Here is a 20687-nt window from a genome sequence, read left to right as displayed (position 1 = left end):
ATGGGGGCTGCGCGGCGTGCCTGCTCAGTCGAACATGGGTCGCAATTCCCGCACCGCGAAATCCGCGAACATGCGCACCTTGGGATCCTGCAGCCGCCGATGGGGCGTCAGGCAACCCATCTGCGCCACGGTCGGCGGCGTTTCGGGCAGCACGACCTCCAGCCGTCCCGCCGCCAGATCGTCGGCCACCTCGTATCGGGGCCGGTTCGCGATGCCGTGCGCCGTCAGCGCCCAGTCGCGCAGGACCTCTCCATCATCGGTGTCGAAGCGGCCCGTGACCATCATCTTGCGCGGGCCTTCGGGCGTCACAAGGGTCCAGTAATATTCCGGGCTGCGGGGGTATCGCAGCAGCAGGCAGTCGTGATCCGCCAGATCCTCGGGCCGCTCGGGACGCCCCCGCGCCGCCAGATAGGCCGGCGCTGCGACCAAAACGCGCGGGCAATCCGCGATCTTGCGCCATTTCAGGGCGGAATCCGCAGGCTCGCCCAGAAAGAAGGCAAGGTCGATCGCATCCTCGACGATGTTGACGTTGCGATCGGACAGCCGCAGCCGGATCTCGACGCCGGGATTGTCGTCGCAGAACCGCGGGATCAGCGGCGCGACCAGCCTGCGCCCCAGCCCAAGCGGCGCGGTCAGCCGGATCACCCCCTGCGGCTTGCCCGAAAAGCTGCTTACCAGCGCCTCGGCCTCGTCCAGGGTCTCGATCACCCGCTTGGCATGGTCGTAGAAGGCGCGCCCCAGCTCGGTCGTGGTCAGCTTGCGGGTGGTGCGGTTCAGCAGGCGCAGGCCGAAGCGGTTCTCCAGATCCTTGATCCGGTTCGAGGCGACTGCCGGCGAAAGACGCAGATCGCGCCCGCCTGCGGTGATCGAACCCAGTTCGACGACGCGGACGAAGACGCGCAGGCTTTCGAGATAGGACATGGGATGTTCGGCTTTCAACGTTTCGTGTAAAGTCTTCCAAGTCGGAAATGATTTCGCAACGGCTTTTTCCGCCCTAGCATTCATGTTCCCACGCATGCCCGGAAGGACCAAGGATGACCCAGCTGCGTTTCCTGCTGAACGACCGAGAGATCGCCCTGTCCGAGGTGTCGCCCTCGGACATGCTGCTGGATCATCTGCGCATCGCCCGCCGCCTGACGGGCACCAAGGAAGGCTGCGCCGAGGGCGATTGCGGCGCCTGCACCATCCTGTCGGGGCGCGTGACGCCCGACGGTCTGGTCTATGAACCGATCAACGCCTGCATCCGTCCGCTTGCGGCCTGCCACGGCACGCATATCGTCACGATCGAACATCTGGCGGCACCGGATGGGGGCCTGCACCCGGTTCAGGCGGCGATGGTCGAACATCATGGCAGCCAGTGCGGCTTCTGCACGCCGGGCATCGTCATGGCGCTCTATGGTCTGTGGATGACCGATCCCGACCCGTCCGAGGAGATGATCGAGACCGCGTTGCAGGGCAATATCTGCCGCTGCACGGGATACCGCCCGATCATCGACGCCGCACTCGCCGCCGCCCGCGCGGGCGGGCAGGCGATGGATGCGCTGGCCCGTGAACGCCAGGATGTCGCGCGCCGGCTGGCCGCGATGCGGCAGGGCCGCGTGGACGTGTCCCGCGACGGGCACCGCGCCATCGTGCCCGCCGATACCGACGATCTTGCCGCGCTGCTGGTCCAGCAGCCCGACGCCACCATTGTCGCAGGTGCGACCGATGTGGGCCTGTGGATCACCAAGTTCCTGCGCCCCATTCCCAGTGCCATCTTCGTCGGCGCGTTGATGAAGGACATCCGCCATCAGGACGGCGCGCTGCGCATCGGCGCGGGCGTCACCTATTCCGAGGCGTTGCCGATGATCCGCCGTCATCTGCCGCAGGTCGCGGATTACTGGCTGCGCATCGGCGGCTGGCAGGTGCGCAATCTGGGCACCATCGGCGCGAATATCGCCAACGGCTCGCCCATCGGGGACACGCCCCCGCTGCTGATCGCGCTTGGGGCCGAAATCGTGCTGCGTCACAGCGATACCCGGCGGCAGATCCCGCTGCAGGACTTCTTCATCGATTACGGCAAGCAGGACCGCAAACCCGGGGAGTTCGTCGAGGAGATCGTGATCCCGACCCCGGGTGCCCGCATCGCCGCCTACAAGGTTTCCAAGCGCCGCGACAGCGACATCTCGTCCGTGGCGATGGGCATCGTGGTGCGCGAGGAAGGCGGCACCATCACCGATGCGCGCATCGCCTGCGGCGGCATGGCCGCGACCCCGCGCCGCGCGACCGCGGCCGAGAACGCGCTGATCGGTCAGCCCTTCGCCGCCGACAGCTTTGCCGAGGCGGGTCGCGCCATCGCAGACGATTTCACCCCGCTCAGCGACATGCGTGCCAGCGCCGAATACCGCGCTAGCGTGGCGAGCAACCTGATCCGCCGCTTCTGGCTGGAGCAATCCGACCCGGATCTGCCCGTCACCCTGCGCGATGCCGCCAAGGAGGTCGCATGAAGGACGCAACCGACAACGCCCCGATCCGCGGCCTTGCGCATCAGGACGCCATCCATGACAGCGCGGCCAAGCATGTCACGGGCCGTGCCGAATATACCGACGACCTGAACGAGCCCTCGGGCCTTGCCCATGCCTATCTGGGCCTGTCGGAATGCGCACATGGGCGCATCCTGTCGGCAGATTACTCCGACGTGCTGGCGCATCCGGACGTGCTGGGCGTGCTGACGGCGGCGGACCTGCCGGGGGTCAACGACGTGTCGCCAAACGGCAAGGACGACGATCCGATCCTGGCCGACGGGACGGTGCATTTCCTGGGCCAGCCTGTCTTCGCGGTCATCGCCCGGACCCGCGACGCCGCCCGCCGCGCGGCGCGGCTTGCGAAGGTCGAATACGAGGCGCTGCCTCATGCGCTGGACCCGATCGCGGCCCGCGACGCCGGGATGGGATACGTCACCGACCCGCTGACCCTGAAGCGCGGCGATGCGGCAGCCGCGATGGCCGACGCGCCGCACCGGATCGCGGGGCGCTTCGCGATCGGCGGGCAGGACCACTTCTACCTCGAAGGGCAGATCGCCATGGCCGTGCCGGGCGAGGATGACGACATGGTGCTGCATGTCTCGACCCAGCACCCGTCCGAGGTGCAGCACATGGTCGCCCATGCCCTTGGGGTGCCGAACCATTCGGTCGTGGTGCACGTGCGCCGCATGGGGGGCGGCTTCGGCGGCAAGGAAACGCAGATGAACCTGTTCGCCTGCGTGGCCGCCATCGCGGCGCGGCGCTGGAACTGCGCGGTCAAGATCCGCCCCGACCGCGACGACGACATGACCGCCACGGGCAAGCGCCACGATTTCATGGTGGATTACCAGGTGGGCTTCGACGATCAGGGCCGCATCCGCGCGGTCGATGGCGACTGGTACGCGCGCTGCGGCTTCAGCGCGGACCTGTCCGGCCCCGTGACCGACCGGGCGCTGTTCCATGCCGACAACGCCTATTACTATCCCGACGTGCGGGTCAGCAGCCATCCGATGCGCACGAACACCGTCAGCAACACCGCGTTCCGCGGCTTTGGCGGCCCGCAGGGCGTGATCGTGGCCGAACGCATGATCGAGGAGATCGCCTATGCGCTGCGCATGGACCCGTTGGAGGTGCGCAAGCGCAACCTGTACCAGAACGGCCAGCTGACCCCCTATCACCAGGAGGTCACCGACCAGATCCTGCCGCGCATCTTCGACGAGCTGGAGGCCAGCAGCGATTACCACGCCCGCCGGCAGGCCGTGCTGGACTGGAACGCCAAGGGCGGCGTCATCCGCAAGGGGATCGCGCTGACGCCGGTCAAGTTCGGCATCAGCTTCACCGCGACATGGTTCAACCAGGCGGGCGCGCTGATCCATGTCTATAATGACGGCTCGATCCACCTGAACCATGGCGGGACCGAGATGGGGCAGGGGCTGAACACCAAGGTCGCGCAGGTCGTGGCCGAGGCGTTCCAGTGCGACATCTCGCTGATCAAGATCACGAAGACCACGACCGAGAAGGTGCCCAACACCTCGGCCACGGCGGCATCTTCGGGGGCGGACCTGAACGGCATGGCGGCGCTGGATGCGGCGGAACAGATCAAGGCGCGGCTGGTGGAATTCGCGGCCTCGCATTGGGGCGTGGCGCCCGACCGGGTGGCATTCCGTCCGCGCGCGGTGCAGGTGGGCGACGAGCTGGTGCCCTGGGCCGACCTGATGCGCGCGGCCTACTTGGCGCGTATCCAGCTGTCGGCTGCGGGCTTCTACAAGACGCCCAAGATCCATTGGGACCGGGCAACGGGCAAGGGGCGGCCCTTCTTCTACTATGCCTATGGCGCGGCGGTATCCGAGGTTTCGGTGGACACGCTGACCGGCGAATACCGGATCGACCGGTCCGACATCCTGCATGACGTGGGCCGCTCGTTGAACCCGGCGCTGGATCGCGGGCAGGTCGAAGGCGCCTTCGTGCAGGGCGCGGGCTGGCTGACATCCGAGGAGCTGTGGTGGGACGACAAGGGCCGTCTGCGCACGCATGCGCCCTCGACCTACAAGGTGCCGCTGGCATCGGACAGGCCGCGCATCTTCGACGTGCGGCTGGCGGAATGGTCGGTGAACCCCGAACGCACGATCAAGCGGTCCAAGGCCGTGGGCGAGCCGCCCTTCATGCTGGGCATCAGCGTGTTCGAGGCGATCAACATGGCCGTGGCCTCGGTCTGCGATTACCGCGAACCGGCCCGCATCGACGCCCCCGCCACGCCCGAGCGCGTGCTGATGGCGGTCGAGCGCCTGTCGCGATGATCCGCGTCCGCATCTCGGCGGCCAAGGGCTCGACCCCGCGCGATGCCGGGGCCGAGATGTTCGTGACCCCGGATCGGGTCACGGGCACCATCGGCGGCGGGCAGCTGGAATACATGGCCATCGACCGCGCCCGCCAGATGCTGGCCCGGAACGAGGCGCAGGCCCGCATGGACGTCCCCTTGGGCCCCGAGATCGGGCAATGCTGCGGGGGCCGAGTAGTCCTGACGCTGGATCGCGCAGCACCGCGCGCCGAACGGCGCAGGCAGGCCCTAGTCTTCGGCGCGGGCCATGTCGGTCGCGCGCTGGCACCCGCGCTGTCGGTCCTGCCGCTGGAGGTGACGCTGATCGACAGCCGCCCCGAGGAACTGGCCCTGGCCCGTGGCGTGACCACCCGCCTGACCCCCATCCCCGAGGCCGAGCTGCGTGCCGCCCGCGCGGGCGACATCGCGGTGATCCTGACCCATGATCACGCGCTGGATTTCCTGCTGGCCGCCGAGGCGCTGTCGCGCGGCGATCTTGCCTATGTCGGCATGATCGGCAGCGCGACCAAGCGCGCCCGCTTCGCGCGTTTCGCACGCGGGCAGGGGATCGACCCTGCGCCGCTGGTCTGCCCCATCGGCACCGGCGGCACGCCCGACAAGCGCCCCGAATTCATCGCGGCCTTCACCATGGCCGAGATCGCCCGACTTGTTTCCCACGCCCATCTGAACGAGCAGACATGCGACAACTGATCCGGGGCCGCGTCCTCGATTTTCATGCCGATCCGAACGAGACCGCCGACAATCACCGATTCTGGGAAGACGGCGCCATCGTCATCCGCGACGGCCTGATCGAGGCCGTGGGCGATCACGCCGATCTGGCCGAACCCGACCTGCCCGAGATCGACCACCGCCCGCATCTGATCATGCCGGGCTTCATCGACCCGCATATCCATTTCCCGCAGGCGCAGGTCATCGCCAGCTGGGGCGCGCAGCTGCTGGACTGGCTGCAGAACTATACCTTCCCCGAAGAGGCCCGCTTCGGGGATCCCGACCATGCCGCGCGGATCGCGGGGCTGTTCCTGGATCAGCTGGTGGCGAACGGCACGACCAGCGCGGTGGCCTTTTGCTCGGTCCACAAGACCTCGGCCGAGGCGCTGTTCACCGCGGCCCATGCGCGCAACATGGCGATGGTCGCGGGCAAGGTGATGATGGACCGCAACGCCATTCCCGAGGTGCATGACACTGCCCAGAGCAGCTATGACGACAGCAAGGCGCTGATCGAGGCGTGGCACGGCAAGGGGCGCCAGCGCTATGCGATCACGCCGCGCTTCGCGATCACCTCGACCCCGGAACAGCTTGCGGCGGCGGGTGCGCTGGCGGCCGAGCATCCCGACTGCCATGTCCAGACCCATCTGAGCGAGAACCTGGCCGAGATCGAATATACCTTAAGTCTTTATCCCAAGGCACGGGATTATCTGGACATTTATGAGCAGAACGGCCTGCTGTCGGACCGTCTGCTGCTGGGCCACTGCATCCACCTGCGGGACCGCGAGATCGCGCGCATGGCCGAGACCGGAAGCCGGGCGATCTTCTGTCCGACCTCGAACCTGTTCCTTGGGTCGGGGCTGTTCGACGCCGACGGGCTGCGCGATGCGGGCATCGTCAGCGGCGTGGCGACCGATGTGGGCGGCGGGACCAGCTGGTCCATGCTGCAGACCCTGAACGAGGGCTACAAGGTCATGGCCATGCGCGGGCAGAAGCTGCACCCGCTGGCGGCGTTCCATTGGGCCACGCGCGGAAACGCGATGGCCCTCGGGATGGAGGATCGGATCGGCACGCTGGCCCCCGGCTCGGACGCCGATCTGGTCGTGCTGGACGCGCGGGCGACGCCTGCGATGGCGCTGCGTTCCGAACGCATCCGCACCCTGTCCGAGGAGTTGTTCATCCTGCAGATCATGGGCGACGACCGCGCCGTCGCGCAGACCTATGTTGCGGGGGTGGCGCAGAAGGGCCCTAGCGACGCAGCCATTCGATGATTGCCGCGACCTCGGGGCGATGGGGGTTCGTGCCGTGCGGTAGCACGATGTGGTGCCCCAGCCGTTCGGGGATGCGGCGGTCCCCCGCCGGAACCAGCCGCCCGTCCTGCAGATAGGGATGGGCGAAGACCTCGGCCACCAGGGCGAAGCCGCGCCCTGCGGTCGCCAGTTCCAGCGCGACAAGCGATTGGTCCACCGTGATGGCGGGGTCGGGGGCGTGCCTGTCGGGCAGGTGGCAGGTGAAGAAATGCTCCCACGAGTCCAGCACGCCGGTGACCGCGATCAGCGGGCCCGAAGCGATGTCGCCCCGGGCGGCCAGTTCCGGCGTTGCCACCGGTAGCACGTCGCCCTGCATCAGGGGGATCACCTCTCCGTCGGACCAGGTGCCGTCGCCATAGCGGATGTCGATGTCGATCCCCTCGCCCCCAGGATCGTCGGACCAGGACGTGGACAGCAGCCGCAGCGTCACGTCGGGCAGGGGGCGGGCCATCTTCGGCAGCAGCCACAGGCTGGTCAGCGAACTGAGGCAGCGCAGCGTGACCGTGTTCCCCTGCGTCTTGCCGAACAGCCCCGAGGTCGAATCGTTCAGCGCCGCGAATGCCTGCGTGACGATCGGAAGATAGCTCTGGCCCAGCCGCGTCAGCGAAAGCGACCGGCGCGCGCGCGTGAACAGCTGCTGCTCCAACCGCGCCTCGAGCGAGCGGACCTGGTGACTGACGGCAGAGGGGGTCAGGGCCAGTTCCTCGGCGGCGCGGGTGAAGTTGCCCAGCCGGGCGCTGGCCTCGAAGGCGCGAAGCCAGGGCAGGGGCGGCAATTCGTTGAACATGGGGCGGCCATTCTTCTGCGAATTATTTCGAGGTTCGGACGAATTATTATTCGTTATGCACCTCGGTCGTCAAACTGACACAGTGCCCCCGAATTCGGAGGTCGCGTGTCACGATACGATTACATCATCGTCGGTGCAGGTTCGGCAGGCTGCGTGCTGGCCGAACGCCTGTCGCGCTCGGGGCGTCACAGCGTCCTGATCCTGGAGGCCGGGGGCCATGACCGGCTGCCGTGGATCTCCCTGCCGATGGGCTATGGCAAGACCTTCCATCATCCGGGGGTCAACTGGCGCTACAGCTCTCAGCCCCAGGAAGCGCTGAACGGGCGCAGCGACTACTGGCCGCGCGGGCGTGTCGTGGGGGGCTCGGGGTCGATCAACGCCATGCTTTATGCGCGGGGGCTGCCGGGCGATTTCGACGACTGGCAGGCGGCGGGCGCGACCGGCTGGGGCTGGGACGCGGTCCGCGAGGTCTATGACCGGATCGAGACGCATGTGGCGCCGGACGGAAGCACGCGCGGGGACGGCCCGATCCACGTGCAGGACGTGTCGGACCAGGTGCATCCGGTGAACCGCCACTTCTTCGAGGCGGCGTCCGAGCTTGGCCTGCCCGCATCCGCGGACCACAACGGCGGCACGCCCGAAGGGGCCGCGACCTATCGCATCAACACGCGGCGGGGGCGGCGGCATTCCTCGGCCGCGGCGATGCTGCGACCCGCGCTGCGGCGGGCGAACGTGACGCTGCTGACGGGCGCGCTGGTCCGCCGCATCCGGTTCGAGGGACGCCGCGCCGTGGCCGTCGCCTATGACAGGAACGGCACCCCGACCGAGGCCGTCGCGGGGCGCGAGATCATCCTGGCCGCAGGCTCGGTCACTTCGCCGCGCATCCTGCAATGGTCGGGGATCGGGCCTGCGGGGCATCTGCGCGATCACGGCATCGACTGCCTTGCCGACAATCCGAATGTCGGCGGGCATCTGCAGGACCACCTGGGGATCAGCTATCTGTATCGTGCGACGCAGCCGACGCTGAACGACGTGCTGTCGCCGCTGACGGGCAAGATCCGCGCGGGGCTGCGATACCTGCTGACGCGCAAGGGGCCGCTGGCGCTGTCGGTGAACCAGTGCGGCGGGTATTTCCGCACCGATCCCGCCCTGGGGCGCCCGGACCAGCAGCTGTATTTCAACCCCGTCACCTATACGACGACGCCCAAGGGGACGCGGACGGTCATCAACCCCGATCCGTTTCCGGGCTTCATCATCGGCTTCTCGCCCGCGCGTCCGACCAGCCGGGGGCGGATCGACATATCCTCGGGGGATGCGGGGGACGCGCCGCTGATCCGTCCCGACAGCCTGGCCACGGATGAGGACCGCGCGCAGGTCGTGGCGGGTGGGCGGCTGTGCCGTGCGCTGATGCGCAGCGATGCGATGACGCCGCTGGTGAAGGGGCCGATCGGTCCCGATCTGCGCGACATGGACGACGCGGCGATCCTTGCCGATTTCCGCGAACGCTCCGGCACGGTGTTCCACCCCGTGGGGACCTGCCGGATGGGGGCCGATGCCACAGGATCGGTCGTCGATCCGCGCCTGCGGGTGCACGGGTTCGCGGGGCTGCGGGTGGTCGATGCCTCGGTCTTTCCGAACCTGACATCCGCCAATACCAACGCGCCGACGATGATGGTCGCATGGCGCGCCGCCGACATGATCCTGGAGGACGCATGAGCCAGCCCTATTCCGCATCCGGTGCCGTGCCGCTGCGCCACGCAAGGGGCGGTGACGACAGCGGGCCGCGCATCGCCCGGATCGAGACCTTCACCACCCCGCTGGTCGGTTTCGTCCGCGTGACCACGCGGGACGGCGCGATCGGCTGGGGGCAGGTCTCGCCCTACAATTCCGACATCACCTGCCAGGTGCTGCACCGCTCGGTTGCGCCATGGGCGTTGGGGCGCGGGATGGGCGCGCTGGAGGATATCGTGGCGCAGGTTCCGCTGCGCGAGCACAAGTATCCCGGCACCTATCTGTGCCGCGCGCTGGCCGGGTTCGAGACCGCCGCCTGGGACTGGCGCGGCAGGTCGCTGGACCTGCCGGTCGCAAGCCTTCTGGGCGGCGATCCGGGGCCGATCCGCGCCTATGCGTCCTCGATGCGCCGCGACATCACCCCCGCGGACGAGGCCCGCCGCATGCAGGAGCTGCGCGACCGTCACGGCTTCGACGCGTTCAAGGTCCGCGTGGGGGCGGAATGTGGCCATGACCGCGACGAATGGGATGGCCGCACCGAGGAGATCGTGTCCACCATGCGCCGCGCCATGGGCGATGACGCGCATCTTCTGGTCGATGCCAATTCCGGCTTCCTGCCCGAACGCGCAATCGCCGTGGGCCGGATGCTGCAGGATCACGGCTATGAACACTACGAAGAGCCGTGCCTGTACTGGGAGCTGGAGCAGACGGCCAGCGTCAATGCCGCCCTGGACATCGAGGTCGCGGGCGGGGAACAGGACTGGGACCTGGTGAACTGGCGGCGCATGATCGACATGCGCGCGGTGGACATCGTGCAGCCCGACATCCTCTATGTGGGCGGCATGATCCGTGCCATGCAGGTCGCGCGGATGGGGCATGCGGCGGGGCTGCCCTGCACGCCCCATGCGGCAAACCTGTCGATGGTCACGCTGTTCACCATGCACCTGCTGCGTGCCGTGCCGAATGCGGGGCGCTATCTCGAATTCTCGATCGAGGGGGACGACTACTATCCGTGGCAGCGAGGGCTGTTCCGGAACGACCCCTATGCCGTCGTGGATGGCAGGGTGACGGTGACCGACGCCCCCGGCTGGGGCGTCGAGATCTCGCCCGAATTCCTTGCCCGCGCCCAATACCAAGTCACCGAGGAGCAGCCATGAAGCTTGCCGATCTGATCCGCACCTACGACGAAACGGGCACGCTGCCGATGCTGCCGCAGGGACATTACATCGACGGCGCCTTCCACCCGGCCAGCGACGGCGCGCGGATGGACAGCTTCGATCCGGGCCGCGGCACCGTGCTTGGCAGCTTTGCCGCAGGGGGGCCCGAGGATGTGGACCGCGCGCTTGCATCCTCGCAGCGCGCGTTCGAGGCCTGGCGCGACGTGCCGCCCGCAACACGCTGCCGCATCCTGAACGACGTGGCGGCCCTGATGCGCGCCGAGGCCGACCTGCTGGCCGTGGTCGAGAGCCTCGACAGCGGCAAGACCCTGGCCGAGGCGCAGGGCGATGTCGCGGGATCGGCGCGGCTGTTCGAATATTACGCGGGCGCCGCCGACAAGCTGGACGGGCGCAGCCCCGACCTGGGCGGCGGAACGGTCGCCTTCACCACCAAGGAGCCGGTCGGCGTCACCGCGCATATCGTGCCCTGGAACTACCCGACCTCGACGCTGGTGCGCGGGATCGCGCCCGCGCTGGCGGCGGGCTGCACCGCGGTCGTGAAACCGGCCGAGACGACGCCCTTCACCGCGCTGCTGATCGCGGATCTGCTGGTGCGTGCGGGCGTGCCCGCGGGTGTCGTGAACGTGGTGACGGGGACGGGCGCGCAGGCCGGTGCGCCGCTGGTCGGCGACCCGCGCGTGCGCCATGTGACCTTCACCGGTTCGGTCGGGACGGGGATCGACGTGATGCAGCGCGTGGCCCCGAACGTCACCGGCCTGACGCTGGAGCTGGGCGGCAAGTCGCCGCTGATGGGATTTGCGGATGCATCCGCGGCGAAGGTGGCCGACGGGGCGCTGTGGGCGATCTTCTCGAACAGCGGGCAGATCTGCTCGGCCGGGTCGCGGCTGATCGTGCATCGCAGCCTGCACGACCAGGTGCTGTCCGAACTGGTCGCCAAGGCGCAGAAGCTGCGCGTCGGGCACGGCCTGCGCAACCCCGACATGGGCGCCGTCAATTCCGATCTGCACCTGTCGCGGATCGCGGGCCATGTCGACGCCGCCCGTGCGCGCGGGCTGGAGATCGTGACCGGCGGTCATGCCGTGACCGACCCCGAGACGGGCGCCGGCTGGTTCTATGCGCCGACCGTGATCGACGGCGTTCCGCAGGACGACGATGCCATCCAGCAGGAGATTTTCGGCCCCGTGCTGACCGTCCAGACATTCGATGACATCGACGAGGCGATTTCGCTGGCAAACGGCACCGACTTCGCGCTGAATGCCGGCATCTACACGCCCGACATCACCACCGCACTGCGGGTTGCACGCAGGGTCGATGCAGGGCAGGTCACCATCAACGACTATTGGGCCGGCGGGATCGAGCTGCCATTCGGCGGCAACCGCAAGTCCGGCTTCGGCCGGGAAAAGGGACTGGAAGGGCTGGAGGCCTATACGCGCACGAAATCCATCGCGATCGCGGTCTGAGGAAGCCCCGCACCGGGGTCGCCGCCATCACTGTCAGAGGGGAAAGAGATGACATCGACGAATTGGGCAACTTCGCGCCGCGGCTTCATGGCCGGGGCCGCCGCGGGCGGGCTGGTGCTGGGGATGGGCATGCCCGCCATGGCACAGGACCACACGCCGAAGAAGGGCGGCACGCTGCGCGTCGGCTATACCCAGGGCGAAAGCTCGGATTCGATGGACCCGGCGACCTATTCCAACGACTTCATGTTCGCGATCAGCTATGCCGTCTTCTCGACCCTGGTCGAGATCGGGCCGGACGGCACCGCCCAGCCCAGCCTGGCCGAGAGCTGGGAGCCTGACGCCGATGCCGCCAGCTGGACCTTCCGCCTGCGTGACGACGCGACCTTCTCGGACGGGACGAGGCTGCGCGCGGTCGATGTCATCTCGTCCATCCGCCACCACATGGGCGACGCGTCCAAGTCCGGCGTCAAGAGCCTGCTGAGCCAGATCGCGGACATCCGCGCCGATGGCGACAGCACGGTCGTGTTCGACCTGAGCTCGGGCAGCGCCGATTTCCCGCTGATCCTGAACGATTATCACCTGACCATCCGCAAGGACATGGACGGCCGCATCGACGCCGACAGCATGATCGGCACCGGCGGCTATGTCATCGAGAACTTCGAGCCGGGCGTCCGCGCCGACCTGCGCCGCCGCGACGATTACTGGAAGGAGGGGCGCGCCCATTTCGACCGCGTGGTCCTGCTGAAGGTCGGCGATCCCGCCGCGCGGATGAATGCGCTGGTCACCGGCGAGGTGGACCTGATCGACCGCCCCGACCTCAAGACCCTGCCGCTGATGGTGCGCAACCCGAACCTGCGCGTGCACACCCAGAACGGCACGCTGCACTATACCATGCCGATGAACACGAAGGCCGCGCCCTTCGACGACGCGAATGTCCGCATGGCGGTGAAATACGCCATCGACCGGCAGGCCATCGTGGACAAGATCCTGCTGGGCTATGGCACGGTCGGCAACGATCACCCGATCGCCAGTTCCATGCCGTTCTACAACCCGGATCTGGAACAGCACGCCTACGACCCGGACAAGGCGAAGCATTTCCTGTCCAAGGCGGGGCTGGACGGGCTGGACATCACGCTCCAGACCTCGGACGCGGCGTTCAACGGCGCGGTGGACGCGTCGGTCCTGTTCGCCGAGGCCGCGCGGGCCGCGAACATCAACATCACCGTCGATCGCCAGCCCGATGACGGCTACTGGTCGAATGTCTGGCTGAAAAGCCCGTTCTGCTGCAGCTATTGGGGCGGGCGTCCGACGCCGGACCTGATGTTCAGCTCGGGCTATGCCGCCGGGGCCGACTGGAACGACACCCACTGGGAAAATCCCCGCTTCAACGAGCTGCTGGTCGCCGCCCGGTCCGAGCTGGACCAGGGCCTGCGCACCGAGATGTATGCCGAGATGCAGGGCCTGTGCCAGCAGGACAACGGCTCGCTCATCCCGGCATTCGGGCAGTACGTCTCGGCCATGAGCACGAAGATCCGCATGCCCGAGCGGATATCCGAGATGTGGGACCTGGACAGCGTCCGCTTCATCGAACGGTGGTGGATGGCCTGAGGCCGTCCCCGTCCGTCCACGAAGCGCATCCCGCCGCCCCGCCATTCGGGGCGGCTCAGGAGAACACGCGATGTCCAATGTTTCCAAGCTGATCTTGCAGCGGCTGATCCTTGGTGTCCTGACCCTTTTCGCGGTCTCGGCGCTGATCTTCGTCGGGATCGAACTGCAACCGGGCGACCTTGCCCAGCAGATCCTGGGCCAGTCGGCCACCCCCGAGACCCTTGCCGCGTGGCGGGCCGAGCTTGGCCTCGATCTGCCGGCGCATCTGCGCTATCTCGACTGGCTGTCGGGGGTGGCGCAGGGCGATCTGGGCAATTCGCTGGCCTCGCGCAGGCCGGTGGCGGACCTGCTGATGTCGCGCCTGTCGAACACGATGTTCCTTGCCGCCTATGCCGCGATCATCGCGGTGCCGGTCGCGGTGGCCCTGGGCCTTCTGGCCGCGATGTGGCGCAACAGCCCGTTCGACCGGGGCGTGAACGTGGGCGCGCTCAGCGCGATCTCGATGCCGGAATTCTTCGTGGCCTACGTGCTGATCCTCGTCTTCTCGATCCGGCTGGGGTGGTTCCCGACGCTGGCCCGCATCGACGAGGCGACCTCGCTTGGCGATGCGCTCTATCGGTGCTTCCTGCCGGCGCTGACGCTGATGCTGGTCGTGGTGGCGCACATGATGCGCATGACGCGGGCCGCGATCATCAACGTGCTGGCATCCCCCTATATCGAGATGGCGCGCCTGAAGGGCGTTCCGCGCTGGCGGGTGATCCTGCGCCACGCGCTGCCAAACGCGGCCGCGCCCATCATCAACGTGGTCGCGCTGAACCTTGCCTATCTGATCGTGGGCGTCGTCGTGGTCGAGGCCGTCTTCTCCTATCCGGGGATGGGGCAGCTGCTGGTCGATGCCGTGTCCAGCCGCGACCTGCCGGTGGTGCAGGCCGTGGGCCTGTTCTTCGCGGCGACCTACGTGACGCTGAACGTGCTGGCCGACATCCTGTCGATCATGTCCAACCCCCGCCTGCGCCGCGGCTGAAACAGGGAAAGGAGCGCATATGAAGACGCTGAAGACAGCGCCGCCCACCGCCTGGTTCGGCATGATCGTCGTCGCCCTGACGATGCTGACCGCGATCTTCGCCCCCCTGATCGCCCCCCATGCCGAGACCGAGATCGTCGGCATGCAGTTCCTGCCCTGGAGCGCCGAGCACCCCCTGGGCACCGACAATCTTGGCCGGGACATGCTGTCGCGCATGATCTACGGGGCGCGCAACACGGTGGGGCTGGCCCTGCTGACGACCGCGATGGCCTTCGCGGCGGGGTCCATGCTGGGCATGTTCGCCGCACTGCGCGGCGGCTGGGTGGACCAGGTCCTGTCGCGGATCATCGACGTCATCATGGCCGTGCCGCCGCTGATCCTGGCGCTGATGATGCTGGCCATCGTCGGGCCGTCGATCCCGAACATGGTCGCCGTCATCGCCTTCATCTATGTCGCGCCGGTCTATCGCCTGGCGCGGGCGGCGGCGATGAACGTCGTGCGGCTGGACTTCATCGAGGCCGCCCGCCTGCGCGGCGAGGGCACGTTCTGGCTGATGCGCCGCGAGGTGCTGCCCAACATCTCCTCGACGCTGATCGCGGAATTCGGGCTGCGCTTCTGCTTCGTGTTCCTGTTCATCGCGGCGCTCAGCTTCCTGGGCATCGGGATCCAGCCGCCCACCGCCGACTGGGGCTCGATGGTCAAGGACAACGCGACGCTGATCACCTTCGGGGACATCACCCCGCTGATCCCCGCAGGCGCGATCGCGCTGCTGACCGTGGCGATCAATTTCATCGTGGACTGGATGCTGCACCGCGCCAGCGGCCTGAAGACATGAGCGAGGCGAAGATGGACACCCTTCTGGACATGCGCGGCCTGCGGCTGGAGGCAGGCCCGAAATCCGATCCCACCGTGATCCTGCAGGGGCTGGACCTGCAACTGAAGCGCGGCGAGGTCGTGGGCCTCGTGGGGGAAAGCGGCGCGGGCAAGAGCTCGGCCGGGCTGGCGGCGATGGGCGTCGTGCGCGACGGCGTGCGGTTCGCGGGCGGCAGCGTCACCTTCGACGGGACCGAGCTGACATCCCAGTCGCCGCGCCGCCTGCGCAAGCTGCTGGGCAGGCGCATGGCCTATGTCGCCCAATCGGCGGCCGCCAGCTTCAACCCCGCGCATCGGGTGATCGACCAGGTGACCGAGGCACCGGTCCTGCACGGCGTCATGTCGCGCCCCGAGGCCGAGGAGGACGCGATCCGCCTGTTCCGCCAGATGCAGCTGCCCGATGCCGACCGGATCGGGATGCGCTATCCCCACCAGATGTCGGGGGGGCAGCTGCAGCGCGCGATGACCGGGATGGCGATGGCCTGCCGCCCCGACCTGATCGTCTTCGACGAGCCGACGACCGCGCTGGACGTGACCACCCAGATCGAGGTGCTGGGCGCGATGCGCGACATCGTCGAGCGCTACGACGCAGCCGCGATCTATATCACGCACGACCTTGCGGTCGTCAGCCAGATGGCCGACCGCATCATGGTCATGCGCCACGGGCAAGAGGTCGAGACCCAGCCCACGCGCGACATGCTGGCCACCCCGCGCGAGGATTACACCCGCTCGCTGTGGTCGGTGCGGTCGCTGAACCGTCCCGCGCGGGTCGAGCCGCGCCCCGCGCTGCTGGAATGCCGCGACCTCTCGGCAGGCTATGGCGACGTGAAGGTGCTTCACGACGTGTCGGTCGAGCTGCCCCGCGGGCGCACGACCACCGTGGTCGGCGAGAGCGGTTCGGGCAAGTCCACGCTGGCCAAGGTCATCGCGGGGCTGATGCCGCCCATGTCGGGGCAGGTGCTGTGGCAGGGCGATCCGCTGCCCGCGGATTACCGCGCGCGGGACCGCGACCTGCTGCACGATGTCCAGATGATCTACCAGATGGCGGATACCGCGCTGAACCCACGCCATACCGTCCGCGAGACGCTGGCACGGCCCGCCCGCTTCTGTCGCGGCCTGACGGGCAAGGCGCTGCAGTCGCGCGTCCGCGACCTGATGGACCTGATCGAGCTGTCGCCGGACAAGTTCCTCGACCGTCGCATCCCCGAATTGTCGGGCGGGCAGAAGCAGCGCATCGGCATCGCCCGCGCCCTTGCCGCCGAGCCGCGCTTCGTCATCTGCGACGAGGTGACCTCGGCGCTGGACCAGTTGGTCGCGGGCGGCATCCTGCGCCTGCTGATGCGGCTGCAGGACGAGCTGGACCTGACCTACATGTTCATCACCCACGACCTTGCGACGGTCCGGGCCATCGCGGACCAGGTGGTGATCATGCAGAAAGGAAGGGTGGTCGAGCAGGGCCCGCGCGATCGCATCTTCGATGCGCCGCAGCAGGATTACACCCGCAGGCTGCTGGACGCGGTGCCGCAGATGGACCCCGACTGGCTGTCGCGCGTGCGTGCGGCGTCCTGACCGGGGCGGGGGGCGCCTTTTGCGCCCCTGACCCTTCACCCCGCGCGCCAAGGCGGCTAGAAGGGGCGAAACCGTTTCAATCCGACCGCAAAGGCGCTTTCCATGGCCGACGATCTGCTGAACAGCTTCAAGACCGGACCCGACGAACAGGGGCGCTTCGGCATCTATGGCGGCCGCTTCGTCAGCGAGACGCTGATGCCGCTGATCCTGGACCTGCAGGACGAATACGAACGCGCCAAGACGGACCCGGAATTCTGGGCGCAGATGGACGATCTGTGGACCCACTATGTCGGCCGCCCGTCGCCCATGTATTACGCCGAACGGCTGACCCAGCATCTGGGCGGCGCCAAGATCTACATGAAGCGGGACGAGCTGAACCACACCGGCGCGCACAAGATCAACAACGTTCTGGGCCAGATCCTGCTGGCGATGCGCATGGGCAAGACCCGCATCATCGCCGAGACCGGCGCGGGCCAGCACGGCGTGGCGACGGCGACCGTCTGCGCGCGGTTCGGGCTGAAATGCGTCGTCTACATGGGCGCGCATGACGTCGAACGCCAGGCGCCGAATGTCTTCCGCATGCGCCTTCTGGGCGCCGAGGTCATCCCCGTCACCAGCGGTCGCGGCACGCTGAAGGACGCGATGAACGACGCGCTGCGCGACTGGGTGACGAATGTCCGCGACACCTTCTACTGCATCGGCACCGTGGCGGGCCCGCACCCCTATCCCGCGATGGTCCGCGATTTCCAGTCGATCATCGGCAAGGAAGCGCGCGAGCAGATCATGGCCCGCGAGGGGCGCCTGCCCGACACCATCATCGCGGCCATCGGCGGCGGCTCGAACGCGATGGGGCTGTTCTATCCGTTCCTCGACGACGACAGCGTGAACATCATCGGGGTCGAGGCAGGCGGCAAGGGCGTGGACGACCGGATGGAGCATTGCGCCAGCCTGGTCGGCGGTCGCGCGGGCGTGCTGCACGGCAACCGCACCTATCTGCTGCAGGACGATGACGGGCAGATCCTCGAAGGGCACTCGATCAGCGCGGGCCTGGATTATCCGGGCATCGGGCCGGAACATGCCTGGCTGAAGGATGTGGGCCGCGCGCAATATGTCAGCATCACCGACAAAGAGGCTCTTGAGGCGTTCCAGCTGTGCTGTGCGCAGGAAGGCATCATTCCCGCGCTGGAGCCCAGCCACGCGCTGGCCCATGTCATCAAGATCGCACCGACGCTGCCTGCCGACCACCTGATCGTCATGAACATGTGCGGGCGCGGCGACAAGGACATCTTCACCGTCGCCAAGCACCTGGGCGTCGATATTCAGGCCTGATCGTCGGCCCCGACGGCGTGCCGCTGCAGCAGATCCAGCGGCACGACCTCCAGCGCCTTCAGATGCGTCGCTTCCAGCACCACGCGGGGGGCGGCGTATTCCTGTGCCGCCTGCAGGAAGCGCGCCGCGCACAGGCACCAGCGGTCGCCGGGCTTCAGCCCCGCGAAGTTGAACTCGGGTCGCGGTGTCGACAGGTCGTTGCCCAGATAGGCCGACATGGCCAGGAATTCCGCCGTCACGACCACGCAGACCGTGTGGCTGCCCCGATCCTCGGGGCCGGTATCGCAGCAGCCGTTGCGATAGAACCCCGTCAGGGGCGATGTCGAACAGGGCTGCAGATCCCCGCCAAGGACGTTGACCGAGGGTTCCATGCGCTTCTCCGTGATGGCTGACGGCTCCAGCCTAGGGGCAAGCGCGCGTCAGGCCAAGGGGCGGGGCTGCCAGTCGATCCAGCGGCCGTGGAAATCGGCGCGGCCAAGCGACCAGCGTCGCGTATCGCCGTCGCGCAGGGTCAGGGTCAGGGCGGCGCCATGGCCGCCATCGGCCTCCATCCCGAAATGCGCCAGCGGGGATGCCGCGTCGGCAGGGCTGTGTTCCAGCGCGTGGCCGACCAACGCCGCCGTTGCGGGCGGGAAATACTGCGCGGCGACGGTGTGGAAGACCAGCCGCAGGCGTCCCGGCTGGGGCCGGGCCAGCCGTTCGCGCAGCCACGCCCCCGCATCGCCCGCATCGACCCGCGCCGGATGGGTCTGCGCCAGGTCCAGCGCCGCGCGCAGGCGTGCCAGCCGCGCCTCCTGATCCGCCCAGCAATAGGCCATCAGCCGCAGGCCGTCCGCGCGGGCATCCAGCGGGTTCAGGTCGACCCCGCAGCGGTCGGCCACCGCGAAGCTGCCCTGCGGCACGTCGCCCCGCCATTCCGGCGTCAGCACGACGCCCGACCCCGTGAACAGGTGATAGCGGTCGAAGTTCAGGTTCAGCCCCGCCGAGGCGCCAAGCTCCAGCAGCGACAGCGGCAGGGCGCATTGCCCCGACAGGAAACGCGCCGCGCCGATCAGCGCGGCCGAGCGTGCGACCTCGTTCGTCTGGGGCGGGCTGTTCAGCCAGTCCAAGACGAAATCCTGGTGCGCGTCGATGGCAGCCAGCAGCAGAGCCGCACTGACGTTCCGCGCAGCATAGGCATCGGCCAGCGCAGGATCGCGGCCTGTCAGGACCAGCGCATGCAGCGCACCGCACACGCGCAGAGGGACGGAATCCCCGCGGCTGGTGGCATCGCCCTGCCAGCCCAGCACCCGCCGTGCGACGGGGCCGTCCTGCAGCGCCTCGGCCAGCGTCTCGCAGATATCGGCGGTCAGGGGAGAGCCCAGATCCCGGCAGGACCGCGCCTGGTCGCGAAAGGCGTCCCTGACAGCCGCGCTCACTTGAAGCGGTCCGACAGGGCGCGCAGCCGGTCGGTGAAGCTGGCGGGCTGTTCGGGTGCTGGCTGCGGCTTGGGCTCGGGCTTCGCTTCGGGTTTCGCGACCTTGGCGGGCGCGGCGGTGCCGCTGTTGCGCGCAGGCGCCGTGCGGTTCGCGACCGCGTTCTGGAACCGCCCCCAATCGCCCGCCACCAGCGACGGCGCCCCGTCCGAGACGCCGCGCATCAGGTCGTCCAGCCAATCCTGCTCGGCCTTGGCGAAATCGGCCAGGACATAGCCCGCCACGCGGTCCTTGTGCCCCGGATGGCCGATGCCCAGCCTGACGCGGTGGTAATCCGCCCCGATATGCTGGTGGATCGAGCGCAGCCCGTTATGGCCCGCATGGCCGCCGCCGGTCTTCACGCGGCACTTGCCGGGCGCAAGGTCCAGTTCGTCATGCAGGACGATCACGTCATCGGGCGTCAGCTTGAGGTATCGCATCGCCTCGCCCACGGATTGCCCCGACAGGTTCATGAAGGTCGCGGGCTTCAGCAGCACGGCCTTGTCGGTGCCCAGCCGCCCTTCGGCCACATGCCCCTGGAAACGCGCGCGCCAGGGGCCCAACCCGTGGTCCTCGGCCATGCGGTCCAGCGCCATGAAGCCGATATTGTGGCGGTTCGCCGCATATTTCGTGCCCGGATTTCCAAGGCCCACGATCAGTTTCAAGGCATTTCTCCGTCGCGTTTCGTGGCAGGCAGGGCCATGAATGTCGTTCCATCCCTTGCGGCTGTCCTTGCCCGTTACTAAGACTCTGTCAACCTATCGCGTCTAACACGGGTCCGAGCACCCGGTCGAATCGCGGGGACAGGGACCAAAGAAGG

At 68.1% G+C, this 20687-nt stretch carries 17 protein-coding genes; 12 read left to right on the top strand and 5 right to left on the bottom strand.

Going from position 1 to position 20687, the window contains the following annotated elements:
• Positions 1-24 precede the first annotated feature (24 nt).
• Positions 25-921, bottom strand: a complete 897-nt coding sequence (locus tag QMZ16_RS03490) for a LysR family transcriptional regulator (protein WP_282602155.1) — start codon at positions 919-921, stop codon at positions 25-27.
• A 113-nt stretch (positions 922-1034) separates the two neighbouring features.
• On the opposite strand from QMZ16_RS03490, the gene xdhA reads away from it, so the two are divergent.
• From xdhA to guaD, 4 genes are read left to right on the top strand one after another with little or no spacing between them, the layout of a single operon-like run.
• Complete coding sequence (xdhA, locus tag QMZ16_RS03485; RefSeq protein ID WP_282602154.1) at positions 1035-2486, top strand: xanthine dehydrogenase small subunit; 1452 nt, start codon at positions 1035-1037, stop codon at positions 2484-2486.
• Positions 2483-4798, top strand: a complete 2316-nt coding sequence (xdhB, locus tag QMZ16_RS03480; RefSeq protein WP_282602153.1) for a xanthine dehydrogenase molybdopterin binding subunit — start codon at positions 2483-2485, stop codon at positions 4796-4798. Before xdhA ends, xdhB begins: the two co-directional genes overlap by 4 nt.
• On the top strand, positions 4795-5529 hold the full coding sequence (gene xdhC / locus QMZ16_RS03475) for a xanthine dehydrogenase accessory protein XdhC (RefSeq protein ID WP_282602152.1): 735 nt from the start codon (positions 4795-4797) through the stop codon (positions 5527-5529). Before xdhB ends, xdhC begins: the two co-directional genes overlap by 4 nt.
• Positions 5517-6815, top strand: a complete 1299-nt coding sequence (guaD, locus tag QMZ16_RS03470) for a guanine deaminase (RefSeq protein WP_282602151.1) — start codon at positions 5517-5519, stop codon at positions 6813-6815. The genes xdhC and guaD overlap by 13 nt, the downstream gene beginning before the upstream one ends.
• Here the strand turns inward: guaD and QMZ16_RS03465 are convergent.
• Complete coding sequence (locus QMZ16_RS03465; RefSeq protein WP_282602150.1) at positions 6793-7641, bottom strand: LysR family transcriptional regulator; 849 nt, start codon at positions 7639-7641, stop codon at positions 6793-6795. The two genes, guaD and QMZ16_RS03465, sit on opposite strands and share 23 nt — an antisense overlap.
• 105 nt (positions 7642-7746) lie before the next feature.
• Between QMZ16_RS03465 and QMZ16_RS03460 the strand changes: the two genes are divergently transcribed.
• The 8 genes from QMZ16_RS03460 to trpB all read left to right on the top strand — a co-directional run bounded on the left by QMZ16_RS03460 (position 7747) and on the right by trpB (position 18413).
• Positions 7747-9357 carry a GMC family oxidoreductase N-terminal domain-containing protein gene (locus QMZ16_RS03460; protein WP_282602149.1) on the top strand — a complete coding sequence of 537 codons (1611 nt, stop codon included), beginning with the start codon at positions 7747-7749 and terminating at the stop codon, positions 9355-9357.
• Entirely contained in the window at positions 9354-10529 is a 1176-nt protein-coding gene (locus tag QMZ16_RS03455) for a mandelate racemase/muconate lactonizing enzyme family protein (RefSeq protein ID WP_282602148.1), read from the top strand. The genes QMZ16_RS03460 and QMZ16_RS03455 overlap by 4 nt, the downstream gene beginning before the upstream one ends.
• Positions 10526-12010 (top strand): aldehyde dehydrogenase family protein, encoded by a 1485-nt coding sequence (locus QMZ16_RS03450; RefSeq protein WP_282602147.1) that lies wholly within the window; start codon positions 10526-10528, stop codon positions 12008-12010. The genes QMZ16_RS03455 and QMZ16_RS03450 overlap by 4 nt, the downstream gene beginning before the upstream one ends.
• 48 nt (positions 12011-12058) lie before the next feature.
• A complete protein-coding gene (locus QMZ16_RS03445; protein ID WP_282602146.1) occupies positions 12059-13618 on the top strand; it encodes an ABC transporter substrate-binding protein in 1560 nt (519 codons plus the stop codon).
• A 70-nt stretch (positions 13619-13688) separates the two neighbouring features.
• Positions 13689-14642, top strand: a complete 954-nt coding sequence (locus QMZ16_RS03440; protein WP_282602145.1) for an ABC transporter permease — start codon at positions 13689-13691, stop codon at positions 14640-14642.
• A gap of 19 nt (positions 14643-14661) precedes the next feature.
• Positions 14662-15477, top strand: coding sequence for an ABC transporter permease (locus QMZ16_RS03435; protein WP_022706789.1), 816 nt, complete (start codon positions 14662-14664; stop codon positions 15475-15477).
• Positions 15474-17084, top strand: coding sequence for an ABC transporter ATP-binding protein (locus tag QMZ16_RS03430; RefSeq protein ID WP_282602144.1), 1611 nt, complete (start codon positions 15474-15476; stop codon positions 17082-17084). Before QMZ16_RS03435 ends, QMZ16_RS03430 begins: the two co-directional genes overlap by 4 nt.
• Positions 17085-17186: 102 nt before the next feature.
• Entirely contained in the window at positions 17187-18413 is a 1227-nt protein-coding gene (trpB, locus tag QMZ16_RS03425; RefSeq protein WP_282602143.1) for a tryptophan synthase subunit beta, read from the top strand.
• Here trpB and QMZ16_RS03420 read toward each other — a convergent pair.
• Genes QMZ16_RS03420 through pth form a run of 3 tightly spaced genes read right to left on the bottom strand, consistent with a single transcriptional unit; the run spans position 18404 to position 20532 of the window.
• The gene (locus QMZ16_RS03420) at positions 18404-18784 is read right to left on the bottom strand and encodes a DUF2237 domain-containing protein (RefSeq protein WP_282602142.1); all 381 of its coding nucleotides are present in this window, start codon (positions 18782-18784) and stop codon (positions 18404-18406) included. The two genes, trpB and QMZ16_RS03420, sit on opposite strands and share 10 nt — an antisense overlap.
• Before the next feature lie 48 nt (positions 18785-18832).
• Entirely contained in the window at positions 18833-19831 is a 999-nt protein-coding gene (locus tag QMZ16_RS03415) for a DUF2332 domain-containing protein (protein ID WP_282602141.1), read from the bottom strand.
• On the bottom strand, positions 19828-20532 hold the full coding sequence (gene pth, locus QMZ16_RS03410) for an aminoacyl-tRNA hydrolase (RefSeq protein WP_282602140.1): 705 nt from the start codon (positions 20530-20532) through the stop codon (positions 19828-19830). The genes QMZ16_RS03415 and pth overlap by 4 nt, the downstream gene beginning before the upstream one ends.
• Between the last annotated feature and the right edge of the window lie 155 nt (positions 20533-20687).

It is taken from the genome of Paracoccus sp. PARArs4 (assembly GCF_947311865.1).
In the GTDB taxonomy this organism is placed as follows: domain Bacteria; phylum Pseudomonadota; class Alphaproteobacteria; order Rhodobacterales; family Rhodobacteraceae; genus Paracoccus; species Paracoccus zeaxanthinifaciens.
Note: the sequence above shows the minus strand (reverse complement) of the source record. Positions and strands in the feature narration are given on the sequence as shown.

Excerpts from the sequence above, each read along its gene's own strand:
- QMZ16_RS03490 (WP_282602155.1), bottom strand. The coding sequence starts at position 921 with ATGTCCTATCTCGAAAGCCTGCGCGTCTTCGTCCGCGTCGTCGAACTG.
- xdhA (WP_282602154.1), top strand. The coding sequence starts at position 1,035 with ATGACCCAGCTGCGTTTCCTGCTGAACGACCGAGAGATCGCCCTGTCC.
- xdhB (WP_282602153.1), top strand. The coding sequence starts at position 2,483 with ATGAAGGACGCAACCGACAACGCCCCGATCCGCGGCCTTGCGCATCAG.
- xdhC (WP_282602152.1), top strand. The coding sequence starts at position 4,795 with ATGATCCGCGTCCGCATCTCGGCGGCCAAGGGCTCGACCCCGCGCGAT.
- guaD (WP_282602151.1), top strand. The coding sequence starts at position 5,517 with ATGCGACAACTGATCCGGGGCCGCGTCCTCGATTTTCATGCCGATCCG.
- QMZ16_RS03465 (WP_282602150.1), bottom strand. The coding sequence starts at position 7,641 with ATGTTCAACGAATTGCCGCCCCTGCCCTGGCTTCGCGCCTTCGAGGCC.
- QMZ16_RS03455 (WP_282602148.1), top strand. The coding sequence starts at position 9,354 with ATGAGCCAGCCCTATTCCGCATCCGGTGCCGTGCCGCTGCGCCACGCA.
- QMZ16_RS03450 (WP_282602147.1), top strand. The coding sequence starts at position 10,526 with ATGAAGCTTGCCGATCTGATCCGCACCTACGACGAAACGGGCACGCTG.
- QMZ16_RS03445 (WP_282602146.1), top strand. The coding sequence starts at position 12,059 with ATGACATCGACGAATTGGGCAACTTCGCGCCGCGGCTTCATGGCCGGG.
- QMZ16_RS03440 (WP_282602145.1), top strand. The coding sequence starts at position 13,689 with ATGTCCAATGTTTCCAAGCTGATCTTGCAGCGGCTGATCCTTGGTGTC.
- QMZ16_RS03435 (WP_022706789.1), top strand. The coding sequence starts at position 14,662 with ATGAAGACGCTGAAGACAGCGCCGCCCACCGCCTGGTTCGGCATGATC.
- QMZ16_RS03430 (WP_282602144.1), top strand. The coding sequence starts at position 15,474 with ATGAGCGAGGCGAAGATGGACACCCTTCTGGACATGCGCGGCCTGCGG.
- trpB (WP_282602143.1), top strand. The coding sequence starts at position 17,187 with ATGGCCGACGATCTGCTGAACAGCTTCAAGACCGGACCCGACGAACAG.
- QMZ16_RS03420 (WP_282602142.1), bottom strand. The coding sequence starts at position 18,784 with ATGGAACCCTCGGTCAACGTCCTTGGCGGGGATCTGCAGCCCTGTTCG.